The sequence below is a fragment of the Streptomyces sp. OfavH-34-F genome (genome assembly GCF_022347745.1).
Taxonomy (GTDB): Bacteria; Actinomycetota; Actinomycetes; order Streptomycetales; family Streptomycetaceae; genus Streptomyces.
This window is the reverse complement of sequence record NZ_JAKRGC010000012.1, coordinates 1-18,822: the sequence shown is the minus strand read 5'-3', so window position 1 is coordinate 18,822 and position 18,822 is coordinate 1. Positions and strand designations below refer to the sequence as shown.

The 18,822-nt window shown below is 74.2% G+C and carries 14 protein-coding genes; all 14 read left to right on the top strand.

Annotated elements, in window-relative coordinates; genetic code table 11:
- Positions 1-11 precede the first annotated feature (11 nt).
- Positions 12-1,142, top strand: a complete 1,131-nt coding sequence (locus MHW47_RS04450) for a cytochrome P450 (protein WP_239221290.1) — start codon at positions 12-14, stop codon at positions 1,140-1,142.
- A gap of 154 nt (positions 1,143-1,296) precedes the next feature.
- The gene (locus tag MHW47_RS04445) at positions 1,297-2,415 is read left to right on the top strand and encodes a saccharopine dehydrogenase (RefSeq protein ID WP_239221289.1); all 1,119 of its coding nucleotides are present in this window, start codon (positions 1,297-1,299) and stop codon (positions 2,413-2,415) included.
- Positions 2,405-3,640: a saccharopine dehydrogenase C-terminal domain-containing protein gene (locus MHW47_RS04440; RefSeq protein WP_239221288.1), complete on the top strand. Its 1,236-nt coding sequence runs from the start codon at positions 2,405-2,407 to the stop codon at positions 3,638-3,640. The genes MHW47_RS04445 and MHW47_RS04440 overlap by 11 nt, the downstream gene beginning before the upstream one ends.
- On the top strand, positions 3,637-5,001 hold the full coding sequence (locus MHW47_RS04435) for an acetyl-CoA carboxylase biotin carboxylase subunit family protein (protein ID WP_239221287.1): 1,365 nt from the start codon (positions 3,637-3,639) through the stop codon (positions 4,999-5,001). Before MHW47_RS04440 ends, MHW47_RS04435 begins: the two co-directional genes overlap by 4 nt.
- Positions 4,994-6,313, top strand: coding sequence for an MFS transporter (locus tag MHW47_RS04430; protein WP_239221286.1), 1,320 nt, complete (start codon positions 4,994-4,996; stop codon positions 6,311-6,313). The genes MHW47_RS04435 and MHW47_RS04430 overlap by 8 nt, the downstream gene beginning before the upstream one ends.
- 95 nt (positions 6,314-6,408) lie before the next feature.
- Positions 6,409-7,731 (top strand): lysine N(6)-hydroxylase/L-ornithine N(5)-oxygenase family protein, encoded by a 1,323-nt coding sequence (locus MHW47_RS04425; protein ID WP_239221285.1) that lies wholly within the window; start codon positions 6,409-6,411, stop codon positions 7,729-7,731.
- A complete protein-coding gene (locus MHW47_RS04420; RefSeq protein ID WP_239221284.1) occupies positions 7,728-8,801 on the top strand; it encodes an FAD-binding oxidoreductase in 1,074 nt (357 codons plus the stop codon). The genes MHW47_RS04425 and MHW47_RS04420 overlap by 4 nt, the downstream gene beginning before the upstream one ends.
- Positions 8,798-11,077 (top strand): class I tRNA ligase family protein, encoded by a 2,280-nt coding sequence (locus tag MHW47_RS04415; RefSeq protein ID WP_239221283.1) that lies wholly within the window; start codon positions 8,798-8,800, stop codon positions 11,075-11,077. The genes MHW47_RS04420 and MHW47_RS04415 overlap by 4 nt, the downstream gene beginning before the upstream one ends.
- A complete protein-coding gene (locus MHW47_RS04410; protein ID WP_275448846.1) occupies positions 11,074-14,409 on the top strand; it encodes an amino acid adenylation domain-containing protein in 3,336 nt (1,111 codons plus the stop codon). The genes MHW47_RS04415 and MHW47_RS04410 overlap by 4 nt, the downstream gene beginning before the upstream one ends.
- Complete coding sequence (locus tag MHW47_RS04395; protein ID WP_239221282.1) at positions 14,406-15,938, top strand: AMP-binding protein; 1,533 nt, start codon at positions 14,406-14,408, stop codon at positions 15,936-15,938. Before MHW47_RS04410 ends, MHW47_RS04395 begins: the two co-directional genes overlap by 4 nt.
- Positions 15,928-16,224 (top strand): acyl carrier protein, encoded by a 297-nt coding sequence (locus tag MHW47_RS04390; protein ID WP_239221281.1) that lies wholly within the window; start codon positions 15,928-15,930, stop codon positions 16,222-16,224. The genes MHW47_RS04395 and MHW47_RS04390 overlap by 11 nt, the downstream gene beginning before the upstream one ends.
- 1 nt (position 16,225) lies before the next feature.
- The gene (locus MHW47_RS04385) at positions 16,226-16,873 is read left to right on the top strand and encodes a GNAT family N-acetyltransferase (RefSeq protein ID WP_239221280.1); all 648 of its coding nucleotides are present in this window, start codon (positions 16,226-16,228) and stop codon (positions 16,871-16,873) included.
- Positions 16,870-17,919, top strand: coding sequence for a C45 family peptidase (locus MHW47_RS04380; protein ID WP_239221279.1), 1,050 nt, complete (start codon positions 16,870-16,872; stop codon positions 17,917-17,919). Before MHW47_RS04385 ends, MHW47_RS04380 begins: the two co-directional genes overlap by 4 nt.
- A gap of 38 nt (positions 17,920-17,957) precedes the next feature.
- Entirely contained in the window at positions 17,958-18,698 is a 741-nt protein-coding gene (locus tag MHW47_RS04375) for a 4'-phosphopantetheinyl transferase superfamily protein (protein ID WP_239221278.1), read from the top strand.
- The last annotated feature ends 124 nt before the right edge of the window (positions 18,699-18,822 follow it).

Below are 18,822 nucleotides of genomic sequence, written 5' to 3'. Positions count from 1 at the left end.
GAGAACCCCAGGTGCCCACCCCCCTCGAAGCGGTCAGGCTGGCCGACCCCTACCCCGGCTACGCGGTGCTGGTCGCCGAGCGCCCCTTCGCCTTCGACCCCGGACTGAACGCCTGGGTCGCGGCGGACGCGGCGGCGGTGCGCGCCGTGCTGGACTCCCGCGCCCTGCGGGTCCGCCCGGCCGCCGAGCCGGTGCCCGCCGGGATCACCGGCACCGCCGCCGGCGAGGTCTTCGGGGACCTGGTGCGCATGACCGACGGCGGCCTCCAGCGGCGGTTGAAGGGCGTGGTGGTCAAGGCCCTCGGCGAGGTGGACCCCGCGCACGCCGCACGGCTCGCCGCCGGGCAGACCCGCGCGGTGCTCGCGGAGGGCGGCGACGTCCCCTTCGAGGAGCTGATGTTCGCCGTCCCCGCCCGCGTCGTGGCGGCCCTGTGCGGCCTGGACGCCGACGGATCGGCGGAGGCCGCCCGGCTCACCGGTGAGTTCGTCCAGTGCATCCCGGCCCTGGCCACGCCGGAGCAGCAGCGGACCGCGGCGCTCGCGGCGGCCCGGCTCCGCGAACTGCTCGGCCCCGGCGTCGAGGACCCGGACGCCGCCGGGAACGGGCTGCTCGCCGCGCTGGTCCGGGCCGCCCGGGAGGACTCCTGGACCGGGACCGCCCCGTTGCTGGCCAACGCGGTCGGGTTCCTGTCCCAGACGTACGACGCCACGGCGGGGCTCATCGGGAACACGCTGCTGGCCCTGACCAGGGAGGAGACCCCGAAGACCGCGGAGGCGCTGGAGGCGTTCGTCCGGGAGGTCGTCCGGCACGACGCGCCCGTCCAGAACACCCGCCGCTTCGCCGCCGAACCCTTCCGCCACGGCACCGCCGAGGTGGCGCCGGGCGAGCAGGTGCTCGTGCTGCTCGCCGCCGCCAACCGGGACCGGGCGGTCAACCCGGAGCCGCACGCCTTCCGGCCCGGCCGCGAGGACCCGGTCGTCTTCACCTTCGGCGCCGGCGCCCACCGCTGTCCCGGCGAGGAACTGGCGGTCGCGATCGCCACGGCCGTCGTCGGGACGCTGCTGGACCGCGGCCACCACCCGGAACGCCCGGCCGACCTGACCTACCGGCCACTGCCCAACGCCCGTATCCCGGTGCTGTGACGCGGCTGCCGTGACGGCCGGCGGGACAGCCGTTGTGACGGCGTAGCCCGCCCGCACCGCCGCGAGGAGCACGTCCCGGGCCACCTCCTGCCCTTTTCCGTTGAATTTACTGCCATAAAAACGGCAGTTTCCCCATGAGGGAGAATCGAGAAAGATGTCGAAGAATCCGCACCTCTGGATGCGGGCCGAATGCCGGCCGAGCGAGCGCCGCGCCCCCCTCGCCCCCGAGGACGCCGCGCGCCTCGTGGCCCGGGGCGCCGAGATCACCGTGGAGGAGTCCGCGCACCGCGTCTTCCCGCTCGCCGACTACGCCGCCGCCGGCTGCCGGACCGCCCCGGAGGGGAGCTGGACCGGGGCGCCCGGCAGCGCCTACATCCTCGGCCTGAAGGAACTCCCCGACGACCCGGTCAAACTGACGCGCCGTCATATCTACTTCGGGCACGCCTACAAGGGCCAGACCGGGGCCGGTGAACTGCTCGGCCGGTTCACGGCGGGCGGCGGCGCACTCCTCGATCTGGAGTACCTGACCGACGACACCGGCCGCCGGCTGGCCGCCTTCGGCTACTGGGCGGGCTACACCGGCGCCGCCCTGGCCGTCCTGCACCGGCGCGGGCGGCTGCGCACCCCGCTGACCCCGACCGGCCTGGACGCGCTGAACGCCCGGCTGGAGGAGTCGGCCGCCGGGGACGGCGCTGACGACCGCGCGCTGGTCATCGGCGCCCTCGGCCGCAGCGGGCGCGGCGCCTGCGACGCCCTGGCCAGGGCGGGCATCGAGCCCACCCGGTGGGACGTGGCGGAGACGGCCGAGCTGGACCGGGCCGCCCTGCTCGGCCACGACATCCTCGTCAACACCGTCCTGATGCACCGGCCCGCGCCGCCCTTCCTGACCCCCGCGGACCTGGACGGGCCCCGGCACCCGGCCGTGATCGCGGACGTCACCTGCGATGTCACCTCGGCCTGCAACGCCCTGCCCGTCTACACCGAACTCACCGACTGGGACCGGCCGGTGCGCCGGCTGCGCGACGGGGACCACCCCGCCGACCTCATCGCCATCGACAACCTGCCCTCGCTGCTCCCGGCCGAGGCCGGCCGCGCCTTCTCGGCGGAGCTGTGGCCGCTGCTCGCGGAGCTCGACGGCGCGGACCGGGACGTGACCGACCCGGTCTGGGCGCGCTGTCTGGCCGCCTTCGACACCGCCGTCGCCGCCACCGGGGCGGACGCCGGCCACCCGGACCACGACCACGACGGCAAGGAGCACGCCGATGCCCACTGAGCCGATATCCCCCTCCCCGGAGCCCACCGCGCCGTTACCCGCCGCCCCGGCCCCCACCAGCGGCACCGTCCACTGGGTGGGCACCGGGCTCTCCACCGGCCGCAGCGGCCTCGGGCTGCTGTGCGCGCGGGCCGATCGGGTCCTGCTGTGGGACCGCACCGCCGAGCGCGCCGCCGACCGGCTCGCCGCACTGGGCCTGACCGGCCGCGCCGAACCCCGCGCCCTGGCCGACGGGGCCCTGGAGGCCGCGGTGGGCGCCGGGGACGTGCTCGTGTCCATGCTGCCCGCCACCGAGCACCCCCGGCTGCTGGGCCTCGCCGTCGCCCGCCGCGCCCACTTCGCCTGCACCAGCTACGTCTCCGACGAGATCGCCGGGCTCGCGGAGCGGGCCGCCGCGGCCGGGCTCGTGGTGCTGACCGAGGCCGGACTCGACCCGGGCATCGACCACCTGATGGCCCACCGGCTGGTGGCGCGGGCCCGCGAGGCGGTCGGGGACACCGCGGAGTCCGTCGTCTTCACCTCGTACTGCGGCGGCATACCCGCCGTGCCCAACGACTTCCGCTACCGCTTCTCCTGGGCGCCCTACGGCGTGCTCGCGGCCCTGGGCTCGCCCGCCCGGCACATCGCGCAGGGCGTCGAGAGGACCACCGCCCGGCCCTGGGAGGCCACCGCCGCCCACTACCTGGGCGACGAGGACTTCGAGGTCTACCCGAACCGCGACAGCCTGCCCTTCGTCGCCCAGTACGGCATCCCGGAGGGCTGGCGGCTGCACACCTTCGTGCGGGGCACCCTGCGCAACGCCGGCTGGCACGCCGCCTGGGCGCCGGTCTTCGACGTGGTCCGCACCGGGGACCAGGAACGGATGCGGGCCCTCGCCGCGGAACTGGCCGCGCGCCATCCGACCACCGAGGCCGACCGCGACCGCGTCGTGCTCTCCGTCGCCCTGGGCCTGCGCGGCCCGGACGGCGCGCACTGGCAGGGCTCGTACCTGATGGACCTGACCGGTGACGCGACGGAGAGCGCCATGGCGCGGACCGTGTCGCTGCCGCTCGCCCACGGCGTCACCCGCCTCCTGGCCGGCGCCCTGCCCCCCGGCCTGAACCGCGCCGCCTCCGCCGGGGAGGCCGCCCACTGGCTGGCCTTCCTGGACGAGCACGGCCTGGTCAGCACGTTCTCCCCCACCTTTCCCGCTTCCGCCCGCGCCTTCCGAGGAGCCGACGCATGACGATCGCGACCGAACCCGGAGCCACCGCCCAGGCCGGAACCGAGGCCGCGCCCGCGGCCTTCGTCCTCACCGGCGCCTTCTGGGTCGTGTGCCGCAACCCCCGCTACCTGACCGAACTCGCCGCGCGCGGCCTGAAGATCCTGCTCATCACGCCCACGGGCTACCGCGACGTCGCGGAGGCCGCCCGCAAGGACCCGGAGCACCCGGCGTCCCTGCTCGACGACATCGCCTTCGTGGACGGCTCCCTGGACCAGGAGGGCTCGTTCCTGCCGAGCTTCGTCGCCCGCGCCCGCGACTGGCGGCGCGCGTACCGGATCGTCGGCGCGTACGCGGTCGGCGAGACGCTGGTCGAGCCGACCGGCCTGCTCGGCGACGTGCTCGGGCTGCGCGGCCCCGGACTGCGGGCCACCCGCGCCTGCCGCAGCAAGTACCTCCAGCGCTGGTACGCCGACGAGTTCAGTCCGGCGTCCCTGGTTGTCGCACCCGGGGAGCGCGAGGAGGCCGCCCTGGACGGGCTGCCGTACCCGGTGGTCGTCAAGCCGGCGACCCGGCACTCCAGCTCGGGCGTGGTGACGGTGGCGGACGCGGCGGCGCTGCGGGCCGCGCTGCCCGGCTATCCCGCGTACGAGACGCTGCTCGTCGAGCAGAAGGCCGAGGGCCGCGAGTACTCCGTGGAGAGCCTGGTGCAGGACGGTGAGATCGTCTTCGCCTCGGTCACCGGCAAGGAGACCACCGAGTCCGGCGCCCGCACCTTCGTGGAGCTGTCGCACTCCGTCCCCAACGCCCGCCCCGGCGTGGACGACGTCGTGCTCGACGCCAACCGGCGGCTGCTGCGGACGCTCGGCTTCCGCGACGGCATCGCCCACGCCGAGTGGCGCACGGGCACCGACGGGCGGGCGTATCTGATGGAGGTCGCCGCCCGGACGCCCGGCGACGGGCTGCTCGCGCTCTACCACCTGGCCACCGGCAGCCCCCTGGAGCCGGAGATCGTCCGGATCGCGCTGGGCGAGCGCGTCGACTACCCGCGGCCGCGCCGCTTCGCCCGCCAGGTCTACCTCGACCACACCCCCGGCGTCCTGGAGGACGTCACCGTCGACTGGCCGGGGATCAGCCCCGTCTGGGTCGGCGAGGGCGGGATCTGGCCGGAGATCCTCCCGGGCGCCGCCGACGCGCCGGCCGCCCTGCGCGCCGTGCTGGTGCTCAAGCCCAAGGGCGCCCGGCTGGCGCCGCTGGCCAGCTCCGACGACCGGGCGGTCAGCTTCCTCATCGACGCCCCCACCCCCGGGGAACTGGACGCCCTGGAGAGCCGGGTCCGCGCCGCGGTGAAACTGACCGTCGGGGCGGTGGACGGGCATGGCTGACACCGACGCCGGGGCCGCCCGCACGGGCCCCGGCCCCGGCGACGAGGCCGGGCCCGCCACCGTCTGGGGCACCTTCCGCGAGGCGCCGCTCCCGGTGAAGACGGTCCTGGCCGGGGTCCTGGTCAACCGCCTCAGCGGCTTCCTCCAGGTCTTCCTCGTCCTGTTCCTGACCGCCCGCGGCTACTCGGGCGGCGACACCGTCCTGGCCCTGGGCGTCTACGGGGCGGGGGCCGTCGTCGGCTCGCTCATCGGCGGCACCCTGGCGGACCGGATGGGCGTCCGCAACGCCACCGTCGTCTCGATGGGCAGCACCAGCGTCCTGACGGCCGCCCTGCTCTACGTACCCGACTTCCCGACCCTGCTCGCCGCGATCGCCCTGGTGAGCCTCGGCGCCCAGCTCTTCCGGCCCGCCTCCGCGACCCTGCTGGCCGAACTGACCGCCGAGAACCGCCAGGTCATGATCTTCGCGATGTACCGGTTCGGCCTCAACGTGGGCGCGACCGCCGCACCGCTGGTCGGCTTCGCCCTCTACAACGCGGGCGGCCACGGCTACACCCTGCTGTTCTGGGGCGAGGCCGCCATCGCCCTGGTCTACGCGGCCTTCGCCCGGTGGACCCTGCCCGCCCGGGTGAAACCCGCCCCGGCCGGGACCGCGCCGGACCCGGACGAGGCGCCGGCCGGGTACGCGGCGGTGATCCGGGACCGCCGCTACCTGCTCTACCTGGTCGCCGCCTTCTGCCACGCGGCCGTGTACATGCAGTACCTGTCCACGCTGCCGCTGTACATGAAGGACGAGGGGCTGGCGCTCTTCTGGTACACCTTCGCCGTCTCCCTCAACGGGTTCATCGTCATCGCCTTCGAGCTGCTGCTCACCAAGCTCTCGCAGGAGTGGCCGCTGAAGGTGACGATCGGCCTGGGCTTCGCCCTCGTCGGCGCCGGAGTCGCCTTCTACGGACTGCCCATCGGCCCCGCGGCCGTGGTCGCCGGGACGCTCATCTGGTCCATCGGCGAGATCATCGGCGGCCCCGCGGTCTTCGCCTACCCCGCCAACGCCGGACCCGCCCGGCTGCGGTCCCGCTACATCGGCAGCTTCCAGTTCATGTTCGGCCTCGGCACCGCCGTCGGCCCGATGGCCGGCAGCTGGCTGTTCCTCCGCCTCGACGGCCTCGTCTGGCCCGTCGTCGCCCTGGGCTCGCTCCTCGCGACCGTCCTCGGGCTCATCGCCGTACGCCGGCCCGGACCACCCCCGCCCGCCGGGGCTCCGACACCGGCGCCGGACGCGAACCGGGAGCCGACCTCCGCGCAGGCATGAACCGCCGTGACACCACCCACCGCATGTGTACCGCCCTCATTCATCAGCACGTCTCGGCCGGTCAGCCGCCGGCACGCCCCGAAGGAGAGCACCGCATGAGTACCGATCACGCCCGTTCCGGGACCGGCCACTACCGCTGCGTCGGCATCGGAGTGGGGCCCGCGAACCTCAGCCTGGCCTCCCTGCTCCACGGCCGCCCCGACGTCGACAACCTCTTCATCGACCGCAAAGAGGCGTTCGGCTGGCACGACAACCAGCAGATACCGGGCGCCACCCTCCAGGTCTCCATGTTCAAGGACCTGGTCAGCCTCGCCGACCCGCAGAGCCCGTTCTCGTTCCTGTCCTACCTGCACGACCAGGGCCGGGTCTACCACTTCCTGAACGCCCAGTTCGCCGACGTACCGCGGCTGGAGTTCCGCAACTACCTGGCCTGGGCCTCCCGGCGCAACCCGAACGTCGTCTTCGGCGAGACGGTGCGCGAGGTCGGCTTCGACGAGGTCTTCACCCTGCGCACCGACCGCCGCACGCTCACCGCCGACAACATCGTCGTCGGCGTCGGCAACCAGCCCTGGATACCGCCGCAGGGCACCCCGGGCCCCACCCAGTTCCACGTCAACGACTACGTCGCCGCCGCCCGCGACCTGGGCGGCAAGCGGGTCGTCGTGGTCGGCGGCGGGCAGTCCGGCGCCGAGGCGTTCCTCGACCTGATCTCCCGGTCCGGCCAGGAGCGCCCGCGCCGCGTCTCCTGGATCTCGCGCCGCCGCAACTACTTCCCGATCGACGACTCGCCGTTCACCAACGACTACTACATGCCCTCCCACTCGGACTACTTCTACGGTCTGGACCCGCAGGCCCGCGCCACCTTCAACGCCCAGCACGTCCTCAGCAGCGACGGCATCTCCGAGTCCACCCTGCGCGACGTCTACCAGGCCGTCTACGTCCACCGCTTCGTGGAGGGCGACCGCGACCTCGTCGGACTGCACCCCAACCGGGACGTCGTCGGCGTCGCGGAGAACCCGCTCGGCGGCTGGGACCTGACCGTCCACCACAACGACGCGCCCGGCGCACCCGCCGAACACTTCGACGCCGACGTCATCGTCTGGGCCACCGGCTTCCGGCCCGCCCGGATGGACTTCCTCGCCCCCCTCGCCGACCGGCTGGAGCGCGACGGCGACGAACTGCGCATCGACGAGGACTTCGCGGTCCGCTGGGACGGCCCGGCCGACCGCAACATCTTCGTCCAGAACGCGGCGCGCGGACAGCGCGGCCTCGCCGACCCCAACCTCAGCCTCAACGCCTGGCGCAGCCTGCGCATCGCGGACCGGCTGTGCGGGGTGCGCAGCGACGAGCAGCTGGCCTCCTTCATCGAGTGGTCCGCCAAGTCGCCCGCCACCAACGCCGCCTGGACCGCCCGATGACCGCGCCGGCCTGCGACGTCGCCGTCGTCGGGGGCGGGGTGATCGGTCTCACCGTCGCCGGGGAGATCCTCGCCCGCGCCCCGCACACCCGCCTGGTGGTCCTGGAACGGGACGCCGTCGCCGGCGGCGCCACCCGGCGCTCGGCCGGACTGCACTTCCCGCGCGGCGCCTCGCAGCGGGTCCGCGCGATGGCCGCCCACAGCCAGGAGCACTACGCCGCGCTCAAGGCGGCCCGCCCCGAACTGCCCGTGCACGCCCTGGACATGACGGTGGTGGCGCCCGCGTCCGCCGGGGAGCGGCTGCGTACGGTCTACCTGCCGCAGGCCCGGCTGCGGCCCGTGCCCGAGGTGGCCGGCAAGATCGCCGTGCTCCCCGAGGGCACCGCGGCCTGGGAGGGCGACGGCTGCCAGTACGCGGACGTCCACGCCCTCACCCAGCTCCTCGCCCGCGACCTGCGCCGCACCGCGGAGATCCGGGAAGGGGTCGAGGTCACCGCGGTCACCCCCGGCACCGGGTCCGTGGACATCGCCCTGGGCACGGGCGCCGTGCTGAACGCCGGCCGGGTGGTCCTCGCCCCCGGGCCCTGGCTCGCCGCCCCCGCCTGGAAGGACCTCGTGGCCCCGCTCGGGGTCCGGGTGAAGAAGATCGTCGCCCTGCACATCGAGATCCCGCCCCGCGCGGACGACCGGGCGGTGGTCTTCCAGGACGAGGACGCCTTCCTGCTGCCGTACCACGACCGCGGGCACTGGCTGTTCAGCTACACCTGCCAGGAATGGGACGTCGACCCGGACACCGTCCCGGTGAGCCTGACGTCCGCCGACCGGGACGCCGCCCTGGCCGTCCTGGACCGCTACGCCCCCCAGCTGGCCGCGCACTGCGTCTCCGGGCGCGTCTTCTGCGACGCGTACGGGCCCGGCCTCGAACCGCTCGTCCACCCGCTCACGGCCGACGGCCGGGTGGTGTTCGCGGGCGGCGCCAGCGGCTCCGGCTACCGGCTGGCCCCCGCCATCGCGGCGGAGACCGCCCAGCTGCTCCTTTCCCCGTCGCCCCGGAAGGACGACCACTCGTGATCATCAACACGTACGACGACAACGTGCTCAGCGAGGCATTCGGCATCGACATGAGCGACGTGCCCGGCCTGGGCGTCGGCGCCGGCTGGGGCCGGGTCGCGCCCGGTGCCGCCTCCGACAGCCACCAGCACGACGAGACCGAGTTCTTCGTGATCGTGCGCGGCAGCGGCGAACTCGTCGTCGACGGCCGGCGCCACCCCGCCGCCCCCGGCACGGTCGTCCTCTTCGAACCGTTCGAGTCCCACGTCCTGGAGAACACCGGCGACACCGACCTGGTCTTCTTCACCCAGTACTGGCGGGACGCCGGGCGGGCGCTGACCTCGGCGCTGAACCCCGAGCGCAAGAGCTTCGGCGACCGGCCCGTCTTCGTCTTCTCCACGCCGCCCACCCCCAACGGCGACCTCCACCTGGGCCACCTGTCCGGGCCGTACCTGGGCGCCGACGTCTTCGTACGCCACCAGCGGATGAACGGCACCAGGGCCTGGCACCTGACCGGCAGCGACGACTACCAGAGCTACGTGGTCGCCGCGGCGGCCGCGGACGGGGTGGAGCCTGCCGAGGCCGCCGCCCACTACAGCGCCGAGATCGCCAGGACGCTGGAACTGATGGACATCCCGCTCGACCAGTACACCGTCACCGACACCGCCCCCGAGTACCGCACCGGCCTCCAGGACTTCTTCTCCCGGGTGGTCTCCTCCGGCCGGGTCACGGTCACCGAGGCGGACGCCCTGTTCGACGCGGAGACCGGCCGCTACCTGTACGAGGTGGACGTCAAGGGCGGCTGCCCCGGCTGCGGTTCGGGCGCCGGCGGCAACATCTGCGAGCAGTGCGGCGAGCCCAACGTCGTCACCGACCTGACGGACCCGGTCTCCGCCGACTCCCCGGCCGCGCCGCGCACCGGCAGGATCTCGCGCTGGTCGCTGCCGCTGCACGAGTTCCGCGCCACGCTCGACGCCCACCACCGCCTCGGCCGCGTCCCGGCCCGGCTGCGCGAACTCACCGACCGCCTGTTCAGCCGGCCGAGCCTCGACATCCCGGTCAGCCACCCCTCCGCCTGGGGCGTCCCCCCGGCCGAGCGGGACGTCGACGGACAGGTCATCTGGGTGTGGCCCGAGATGTCCTACGGCTTCCTCTACGGCATCCAGGCACTGGGCGCCCGCCTCGGCGAGAGCTGGCAGGCCGCCGCACCGGAGCAGGACTGGAAGGTCGTCCACTTCTTCGGCTACGACAACAGCTTCTACCACGCCATCCTCTACCCGACCCTGTACGAGCTGGCGTTCCCCGGGTGGAAGCCGGACATCGACTACCACGTCAACGAGTTCTACCTGCTGGAGGGCCAGAAGTTCTCCACCAGCCGCCGCCACGCCATCTGGGGCAAGGAGATCCTCGGCCCGGACACGGTGGACGCCGTCCGCTACTTCCTCTCCCGCACCCGCCCCGAGGCGGAGCGCACCAACTTCCAGCGCGCCGCGTACGAGGCGACCCTGGAGAACACCCTCATCGGCACCTGGCAGAACTGGCTGAACGACCTGGGCACCCGGATCACCAAGCACTACGGCGGCACCGCCCCCGACGCCGGGACCTGGACGCCCGAGCACTCCGCCTTCCTCGGCCGCCTCGGCAACCGGCTCGACGCCGTCTCCGCCAGCCTCGGCTCCGAGGGCTTCTCGCTCAACGAGGCCGCCGCCGAACTCGACGGCATCGTCGAGGACACCGTGCGCTTCTCCCGCAAGGAGGGCCTGCTCGCCGAGACGCCCGGCTGGGAGAGCGAGGCGCGCACCGCCACCGCCCTCGAACTCGCCGCCGCCCGGCTGCTCGCCCGGGTCGCCGCGCCGATCATGCCCCGGTTCGCCGGCCGGCTGGCCGCCGCGCTCTCCATGCCCGAGCCCGCCGACTGGCCGCGCACGGTCGATCTCGTCGCCCCGGGCAGCGACATCCACCTCGCCGAGGCCGTCTTCTTCGTCCGCACCGGCACCCCGGCCCCCGCCTCCGCCGAGGCCCCGGCCCCGCGCCTGCTGGACTGGCTCGGCGGACTCGTACGGACCCTGCTGAGCCTGCCCGACGACCAGGCCGTCGCCGGCCGGAGCCTGACCGCCCTCGGCACCGGCTCGCTCCAGGCCGTCACCCTCCAGTACCAGATCCTCGACGCCCTCGACGTCGACGTCACCCTCGAAGAACTGCTGGACGCCCCGGACCTCACCGCGCTCGCCGCCCTCGTCGAGGAGCGCGCCGAGGACGCCGCCGTCACCGAACTGACCGGAGGGGAGCGGCGATGAGCCTCCACGACGTCCTGCGCGAGATCGAGGGCCGCGGCCTCTTCGTCGAACTCGCCGGCACCGACCTGCGGCTGCGCGGCGGCCGGCAGAGCATGGAACCCGACTTCATCGCCCGCATCAAGGAGGTGAAGGAGGAACTGGTCGCCCACCTCGTGGAGGAGGAGAGGAACGGACCGGGCTTCCCCCTCACCACCCTCCAGCGCGCCTATCTGCTGGGCCGCAGCGGCATCTTCGAGATCGGCGACGTGGCCAGCCACGTCTACCACGAGATCGAGGGCTGCTGGGACGTGGACCGGCTGGAGACGGCGCTCGCGACCGTCATCGACGCCCACAGCGCCCTGCGCTCCCGCTTCTGCACCGACGACCGCCAGGTCACCGGAGCGGCGGGCACCCGGCTCCCGATCCCCGTCCTCGACCTGCGCGCCGAGAGCCCCGGCGAACAGGACCGCATCCGCGCGGAACTCCGCGCGGAGCGCTCGCACCGGATACTGCCCGCCGACCGCGCCCCGCTGCTCGCCGTCGAGGTCACCCGCCTCGCCGACGACCGCATGGTCCTGCACGTCGGCCACGACGGGCTGGTCATGGACGGGATCAGCATGTTCCTGTTCTTCCGCGCCTGGTGGCGCGCGTACGAGGGCACCGACTCCGGCACCCCGGCCCCGGAGGAGCTGCTGTACGAGGACTACGTCCGGGCCCTGGAGGCCGGCCGCGACCGCGCCCCGGCCCGCCGCTCCCGCGACTACTGGCTCGCCCGCGTCGACGACCTCGCCCCGCACCCCGACCTGCCCCTGCGCACCAGCCCCTCGGCGCTGACCGAGACCCGGTTCACCCAGCGGCAGGTGCGCCTGGACCGGGAGGCGTGGACGGCGCTCGGACAGCGGGCCGCCGACGCCGGGCTGACGCCGTCCGCGGTGCTGCTCGCCGCCTACGCGGAGACCCTGGCCACCTGGGGCGCGGGCGAGCGCTTCACCGTCAACACCACGGTCGCCAACCGCCCGCCCCTGCACCCCCGCGCGTTCGAGGCCATCGGCCAGTTCTCGGACACCCTGCTGGTGGAGGCGGAGGTGGACCGCTCCCTGCCCTTCCTGGAGCGGGCCCGCGCCCTGCAGACCCGGCTCCGCAAGGACCTGGACCACCGGCACTTCTCCGGCGGCCAGGTCATGCAGGAACTCGCCCGGCGCCGGGGCGGCGTGGCGGGCGCCCGGATGCCGTTCACCTTCAACAGCGCCCTCGGCCACGGCGACGCCGACGGCTCGGCCCTGGAACTGTTCGGCCCGGAGGTCTTCACCGTCTCCCAGACCCCGCAGGTCTGGCTGAACGCCTTCGCCATGGAGCAGCACGGCGGCCTCGTCGTCCAGCTCGACGGCATCGACGAACTGTTCCCGGAAGGGCTGCTGGACGCCTTCGCGTACGGCTACCAGACCCTGCTGGAGACCCTGACGGACCCGGCCGCCTGGCAGCGCACCTCCTTCGGCCTGCTGCCCCCGGACCAGACCGAGCGGCGCCGCGCCGCCAACGACACCCGGGTGCCGCTGCCCCCGGTCATGCTCGGCGACGCGTTCGTCGAACGGGCCCGGAGCGCCCCGGACGCGCCCGCGATCCTCACCTCCGGCGGGGAGGTCCGCTACGGCGAACTCCTGCACCGGGCGGCGGCCGCCGCGCGGTGGCTGCGCGAGGGCGGCGTCGGCCGGGACGAACTGGTCGGACTGGTGATGCACCGGGGCCCCGAGCAGATCGTCGGCATCCTCGCCACCGTGCTGGCCGGGGCCGCCTACCTGCCCGTGGACGCCGCCCTGCCGGCCGACCGGCAGGAGTACATGCTGCGCGACGGCCGGGTGCGCCGGGTCCTCACCAACGCCGACGGGCCGGGCGGCGGCGGGCGCGAGGTCATGCGCCTCGACCTCGCCGACGGCGGCACGGGCGGCCCGTCCGCCGCCGCGCCCGAGGTGCCCGAGCGGCTGCCCGGCTCCGACCCGGACGACCTCGCCTACGTCCTCTACACCTCCGGCACCACCGGCGCGCCCAAGGGCGTCATGGTCAGCCACCGCAACGTCGCCAACGTCGTCGCGGACTGCCACGAGCGCTTCGGCATCAGCCCCGCCGACCGGTTCTTCGCGATCAGCGCCTTCAACTTCGACCTGTCCGTGTGGGACGTCTTCGGCGCCCTGTCGGCGGGCGCGGCCCTGGTCATGCCCGACCGGGACCGGGCCGTGGACCCGGCGCACTGGCTCGACCTGTGCGCGGACGCGGGCGTCACGGTGTGGAACTCGGTCCCCGCCATCGTCAACCTGATGCACGACCAGGCCGTCGCGGACGGGGTCGTTCCGCCCGCGCTGCGCCTGGTGATGATGAGCGGCGACCGCATCCCGCCGGCCCTCCCGGCCGCGCTGCGCACCCTCAAGCCCGGCCTCGACGTGGTCTCCCTGGGCGGCCCGACCGAGACGACCGTCTGGAACATCCTGCACCCGGTCGGGCCGGACGAGGACGGCAGCGAGTCCATCCCGTACGGCCGCCCGAACGCCAACAACCGGGCCTACGTCCTGGACCGGGACGGCCTGGACGCCCCGGACTGGGTCACCGGCGAGATCTGCGCGGCCGGCACCGGCCTGGCACGCGGCTACTGGGACGACCCGGAACGCACCGCCGAGCGCTTCTTCCACGACCCCGTGCGCGGCGAACGCCTCTACCGCACCGGGGACCTGGGCCGGATGCTGCCCGACGGAAACATCGCGATCATGGGCCGCAGCGACTTCCAGATCAAGGTCAACGGCTACCGCATCGAGGCCGGCGAGGTCGAGACGCGACTGGTCGCCGTCCCCGGCGTCGCCAAGGCCGTGGTCGCCGGACAGGAGGGGGCCCAGGGCGCCCGCCTGGTGGCCCACCTGGTCCCGGAGGACGGCACGGACCGCCCCACCGAGAACGCGCTGCGCGACGCGCTCCGCCGCGACCTGCCGGACTACATGGTGCCCGGGGCCGTCGTCTGGCACGACGAGCTGCCGCTGACCCGGAACGGCAAGGTGGACCGGGGCCGGCTCGCCGCGGCGGCCGTCGAGGCGGCGGCCCCCGTCCCGCGCGCCCGCAGCGGCGGCGCGCCGTCCACCCCCACCGAGAAGGCCCTGGTCGAGATCTGGACCACCGTGCTGCGCGGCAAGGAGGTCGGCGTCCACGACCGGCTCGGCGCGCTGGGCGGGGACTCCATCGCCGCCGCCCGCATCCTGACCGCCGTCCGCAAGCAGTTCGGGGTCGGCATCCCGCTCGACGCGTTCGCCGAGATGGACTGCGTCCACGCGCTCGCCGCCGAGCTGGACGAGCGGGAAGGGGCGACGCGATGACCGCCCCCTCGGTGCTCGACCGCGTCGTCAACACCGCGCCGGCGGGCGGCCGGATCTCCTTCGCCCGGCTGGACGGCACGGAGACCCTCGGCCTCCCGGAGCTGTACGAACGGGCCGGGCGGCTCGCCGGACGGCTGCGGGAACGGGGCGTCGGCCCCGGCGACCGCATCGGCATCCTGGCCGCGAACAGCCTGGAGTGGGTGCTCCTGGACCTGGCGGCGCTCCGGCTGAAGGCGCAGACCGCCGGGTTCGAGCCCGGCAAGTTCGACCCGGCCGACGACCTGACCGGCCGCTACGGACTGACCCTCCTCTTCACGGACCGGGCCGCCGACGCCCCCGGGGCCGTACCGATGAGCGAGGTGCGCGCCCTGTCCGAGCCGGACGCGGAGGCGGCCGGTCCGCCGGCCCCCGCGCCGGTGACCTGGGGACCGCGCGAGGTGACCACCATCAAGTTCACCTCCGGCAGCACCGGCACCCCCAAGGGGCTCGGCGCCACCGCCGGCAGCATCGACAGCTCCCTCGCGGCCGTCCAGGAGATGTTCGGCCACGCCCCGGGCGACGACCTGTTCGTCTTCCTGCCGCTGTCCCTGCTCCAGCAGCGCTACTGGGTCTACTCGGCGCTCGCCCACGGGCACGACGTCACGATCAGCACCTACGAGGCGGCCTTCGCGGCGATGCGCCGGGTCCGGCCGACCGTGGTGATGGGCGTCCCGGCCTTCTACGAGACGGCCCGGCGCCAGGTCGAGTCCCGGGTGCGGCGCTCCGGCGGCACGCTGACCCCGCAGGAGGCCGCCCGCCGGCTGTTCGGCGACCGCGTCCGCTACCTGTGGACCGGCTCCGCACCGGCCGACGCGGCGATGCTCCGGTTCTTCACGGACGCCGGACTGCCCATCTACGAGGGCTACGGCCTCAACGAGACGTGCATCGTCGCCAAGAACCACCCGGGCGCCAGCCGCGAGGGCAGCGTGGGGCGCGTCCTGCCGGGCAAGGAGGTCCTGCTCGACGCGGACGGGGTGGTCAGCGTGCGCAGCGAGCACCCCGTCGGCTACGGGTACGCCTTCGCCGAACCCGGCGCCTCCGAACGCGTCTTCGGCCCGGACGGCACGGTGCGCACCGGCGACCTCGGCCACATCGACGAGGACGGCTTCCTGTTCATCCGGGGCCGGGCCGACGACGTCATCGTCCTGGACAACGGCAAGAAGGTCGTCGTCCGGCCGATCGAGGAGCACATGCGGGCCAGCCCGGCCGTCGCCGAGTGCGTCCTGTTCTGCCCCACCCAGACGGACCTGGTCGCGGTCGTCTCGCCGGCGGCGCTGCCCGCCGACCCGGACGCCGTCCGCGCCCAGCTCGCCCTGACCAACGCGGCGTTCGGCCGGGACGAGCGGATCAGCCGGGTCGTCATCGCCGATGAGCCGTTCAGCATCGACAACGACCTGCTCACCTCGCAGTACAAGCCGAAACGACCCCGGATCCTGGCCGCGTACCGGACCAGCCTCCACGACCCCAAGGCAGGCATTCATGCACCCTGACACCGTCCTCGGCACGGACCTCGGCACCGGCATCGAGAACGCGGCCCGCGAGGCCCTCTCCGTCCTGCTGGACCCGGAGATCCCCCCGGCGGAGATCGACCTCGACGCGGACATGGCCGGCTCCTACAGCCTGACCTCGCTCAACAAGGTCCTCTTCCTCACCGAGGTGTGCGAGGCGACCGACGTCGACCTCGCCCACTTCACCGAGCACGACCTCGCCGCCATGCACACCCTGCGCGACGTCGTCGAGTCCCTCGCCCGGCACACCGACGCAAAGGCGGTCTGACATGTCCTGGTCCCGCGACGCCGCCGCGGTCATGGAGAACGAGCACGTCCTGCTGCGACCGGTCGCCGAGACCGACCGCGAGGCCGTGCGCGCCGTCGCCATGGACCCCGAGATCTGGCGCTACTTCGTCTCCGCGGTCACCGACGAGGCCGACTACACCGCCTTCTTCGACACCTGCCTCGCCGACCACGCGGCCGGCCGCCGCGCCGTCCACGTCATCGTGGACAAGGCCTCCGGCCGGGTCGCGGGCAGCATGAGCTTCGGCAACATGGCCGAGGCCGACCGGCGCCTGGAGATCGGCTGGTCCTGGCTCGGCCGCGACTTCCGCGGCAAGGGCATCAACCGCTGGGCGAAGTACCTGCTGCTGCGCCACGCCTTCGAGGTCCTGGAGGCGGAGCGCGTCGAGTTCAAGACCGACGTCCTCAACATCCAGGCCCGGCGCGGGCTGCGCAACATCGGCGCCGTCGAGGAGGGCACCCTGCGCAGCTTCAACTACATGCCGGGCGGCCGGCGCCGCGACGCCGTCTTCTACAGCGTGCTGCGCGCCGAGTGGCCCCGGGTGGAGTGGGAGCTGGCCACGAAGCCGAAGGTCGCCCCCTGGGAACGGCCGGCCGACACCGACGACGCCGTGCTGAGCGCCGCCGGATGACCGGCCACGGGGAGATACCCCTCATCCGCGCGTCGGGCGACCCGTTCGCCGTGGGACGCGCCCACGGTGAGGCCCTCGCCGGTCCCCTGCGCGCCTTCCTGGACGACTCGCTCTGCCGGCTGAACAAGGTCATGCCGGAGCCGGTCTCCCGGACGGAGCTGCTGCCGTCGATCGCCGCCTACCGGGCGGCGGTCACGGCGGCGGTCCCCGCCCTGGCCGACGAGGTCGCGGGCCTCGCCGCCGGGGCCGGGGTGAGCGCGGACGAGGCGTGGCTGCTGCAACTGCGCCGGGAGATCATGGGCTACCGCAAGGTGCCCACCGCGGGCGACTGCACGACGTACGCCCGCACCGGCGCGGGCGGCCCGGTCCTCGCCCAGACCGTCGACCTCAACGGCGACCTGGACGACTACCTGAGCGTGCTGGACGTGCGGCGGTCCGACCGGCCGGGCCGGCGCTCGCTCGTCCTTAGCTTCGGCGGGCTCCTCGGCTACCTCGGCCTCAACAGCGACGGCCTCGCGATCGGCCTCAACCTGGTGCTCGGCGGCGACTGGCACCCCGGCCTGCCGCCGTACCTCGCCATCCGGCACCTGCTGGACTCGGCGGGCGGCGTCGAGGAGGCCCTGGCGATCCTGCGCGGGCTGCCGCTGGCCAGCTCCCGCACCTTCGTCCTGTGCGACCGCGACCACGCCCTGTACGTGGAGGCCCTCGACGGCGAACTCCGGGTCGTGGAGGGGCCGGAGACCGTCCACACCAACCACTTCCTGCACCCCGACTTCACCGCGCGCGACGAGGTCAACGTCTTCGCCCGCAACTCCTCCGTCCGCAGGCTGAAGGCCGCCACCGAAGGGCTCGCCGGACTGCCCCCGGGCGCGGACGCCGAGGCGCACTTCGGGCTGCTGTCCGAGCCGCCCGTCCGCGTCCCGGACCGGGGCGACATCCGCGCCGAGCGGACCGTCGCGGCCGTGGTCATGTTCCCGGACCGGGGCGAGCTGCGCGTACGGCCCGGAGATCCCGCGCTCAACGCCACCCAGGTCTTCAGTGTGTAGGGGCGCCGGCCCCTGCCGCACCGGAAGGAGGAGAACACATGGACGCCTGGCTGGTGGATCTGGACGAGCACGCGTGGTCACCGGCACACCGCACGGGTCAGGGCGGCACGGCCCGTGCGACACCCGAGGAGGACAGGCGCGCGGCGGAGTTCACCTGCGCCTCCACCACCCGCCGCTTCCTGCGGGCCCGGCTGGTGGTGCGCCAGCTCCTCGGGGAACGGCTCGCCGTCTCCCCGGCGGAGCTGCGCGTCGCCCACACCCCCGACGGCAAACCGTTCCTGCCGGACCATCCGCAGCTGCACATCAACTGGTCCCGCTCCGAACGGCTGCTGCTGCTCGCCGCCGCCGACACCGGTCCGATCGGCGTGGACATCGAACGCCTGCGGCCGGTGCCCGCCGCCATGGACGCGCTCGCCACCATCTACCCCGCCCTGCCCGTCACCGCCGACCCGGAGACGTTTTTCCCGGCGTGGACCCTGCTGGAGGCCTCGGTCAAGGCGACCGGCCTCGGACTGGCGCGGGGGGCGAAGGACGTCGACCTGGCGTTCGGCCCCGGCGGCACGGTGTCGCTGCGCGGCATCCTCGGCCACGGCCCGTCGGACGCCTGGTTCGGCCGTACGGAACCCCTCGAGGCGTGCGGCGCGCTGCCGGCCGCCGTGGCCGCCGTGGTCACCCGCGACCGGCCGCCGGTCTCCCTGAACCTGCTGCTCGGCAGGGACGGGCCCGGCCGGGCCACCGCCCCGCAGGACGAGCCGGCCCCCTTCGTCCTGACCCTGTGACCCCCCCGACCCGCCGAGGAACGCCACGATGACCCCACCCGCCCGCACCCTGCTCAGGCTGCACGCCGTCGCCCCCGCCCTCGTCGCCGCCGACCTGGCCCGCGCCGTCTCCCGCGTCCTGACC

Excerpts from the sequence above, each read along its gene's own strand:
- MHW47_RS04380 (WP_239221279.1), top strand. The coding sequence starts at position 16,870 with ATGACCGGCCACGGGGAGATACCCCTCATCCGCGCGTCGGGCGACCCG.
- MHW47_RS04385 (WP_239221280.1), top strand. The coding sequence starts at position 16,226 with ATGTCCTGGTCCCGCGACGCCGCCGCGGTCATGGAGAACGAGCACGTC.
- MHW47_RS04410 (WP_275448846.1), top strand. The coding sequence starts at position 11,074 with ATGAGCCTCCACGACGTCCTGCGCGAGATCGAGGGCCGCGGCCTCTTC.
- MHW47_RS04425 (WP_239221285.1), top strand. The coding sequence starts at position 6,409 with ATGAGTACCGATCACGCCCGTTCCGGGACCGGCCACTACCGCTGCGTC.
- MHW47_RS04420 (WP_239221284.1), top strand. The coding sequence starts at position 7,728 with ATGACCGCGCCGGCCTGCGACGTCGCCGTCGTCGGGGGCGGGGTGATC.
- MHW47_RS04440 (WP_239221288.1), top strand. The coding sequence starts at position 2,405 with ATGCCCACTGAGCCGATATCCCCCTCCCCGGAGCCCACCGCGCCGTTA.
- MHW47_RS04435 (WP_239221287.1), top strand. The coding sequence starts at position 3,637 with ATGACGATCGCGACCGAACCCGGAGCCACCGCCCAGGCCGGAACCGAG.
- MHW47_RS04430 (WP_239221286.1), top strand. The coding sequence starts at position 4,994 with ATGGCTGACACCGACGCCGGGGCCGCCCGCACGGGCCCCGGCCCCGGC.
- MHW47_RS04445 (WP_239221289.1), top strand. The coding sequence starts at position 1,297 with ATGTCGAAGAATCCGCACCTCTGGATGCGGGCCGAATGCCGGCCGAGC.
- MHW47_RS04390 (WP_239221281.1), top strand. The coding sequence starts at position 15,928 with ATGCACCCTGACACCGTCCTCGGCACGGACCTCGGCACCGGCATCGAG.
- MHW47_RS04395 (WP_239221282.1), top strand. The coding sequence starts at position 14,406 with ATGACCGCCCCCTCGGTGCTCGACCGCGTCGTCAACACCGCGCCGGCG.
- MHW47_RS04375 (WP_239221278.1), top strand. The coding sequence starts at position 17,958 with ATGGACGCCTGGCTGGTGGATCTGGACGAGCACGCGTGGTCACCGGCA.